The 1,173-nt window shown below is 63.7% G+C and carries 1 pseudogene; it reads left to right on the top strand.

Going from position 1 to position 1,173, the window contains the following annotated elements:
- Nucleotides 1-98: 98 nt before the first annotated feature.
- Nucleotides 99-1,173: pseudogene (locus ACRXB1_RS36400) on the top strand (MFS transporter); the annotation flags it as partial.

Raw genomic sequence — 1,173 nt, 5'->3', positions numbered from 1 at the left:
TTCGCGAGTGCTTCCTTGCCTTCGCCCGCAACCTTCTTCGCTTCTTCAAGCGTACGTCCGAGCATCAGCGCTTCGCTTTGCGCAAAGCAATTCGCAAGCGAGGACTCGGGGGCGCGATGATGGTGCCCGTCGGCCGGCTGATCCTCTTTCGCGGCGTCAGGCGCGAGGAACTTTTGCAGGCGACCACATGGCTCACGATGCCCGCGCTCATTGGCCCGCTGATGGGACCGCCGCTAGGCGGGTTTTTGACCGATGCGCTGTCGTGGCGCAGCATCTTCTGGGTCAACGTGCCGGTGGGTATCGTAGGGATCCTGCTGACGTGGAAGCTGCTGCCGGCATCTCCGGCCGAACGTCCTGTGCCTCCGGACTTGCGCGGCATGATGATGATCGGCGGTTCGCTGACACTCTTCATGATCGGCATCGAATGCGCCGGGCGCAACGTGTTGCCGCCGTTCGCAGCACCGGCGTGCATTGCTGCGGGCGTACTGCTTTTCTGGCTCGCTGTCAGGCATTGCCGCCGCGTGCCCGACCCTGCTGTCGATTTCTCGCTGCTCGCCATTCCGACGTTCCATGCCGCCACCATAGCGGGCAGCCTGTTTCGTGCGGGCGCGGGGGCCTTGCCGTTTCTCGTGCCGCTCACGCTGCAAACCGGCTTTGGTTATAGCGCGTCCGCCAGCGGACTCGTCACGTTCGCAAGCGCACTGGGGTCGTTTTGCATGCGGCCGATGACATCGACCGCATTGCGGCATTTCTCCGTACGCACGGTCTTGTGCGCGGGCAGCGTTTCATTTGCAGCGATGCTCGTTGCGTGCTCGTTCATGTCGCAAAGCTGGCCTGCTGCCGCCATATTCATGTTGCTGCTCGTCGGTGGGCTCTCGCGTTCGCTCGGCTTCGCGACCATGGGCGCGCTCGCCTTCGCCGATGTCCCCAAAAGTCAGCTTGCATCGGCGACATCGTTTCAAGGAACCGCGCAGCAACTGATGAAAGCGGTGGGTGTCACGGTTGCCGCCGGCACGATCCAGGTCACCATGATCCTGTCGCCGGGAACGCACGCGCAACGTTGGCAACTGGCTGCGGCGTTTGTCGTGACCGCGCTGGTCGTGCTGGCGTCTTATCCGATGTTCGCACGCATGCCGCCCGAAGCGGGCGAAGGCATCTCCGCTGCGCGCGGGA

The organism is Caballeronia sp. M23-90 (assembly GCF_053574605.1).
The sequence above is the reverse complement of the archived record's forward strand: the minus strand, read 5'-3'. Positions and strand labels throughout refer to the sequence as shown.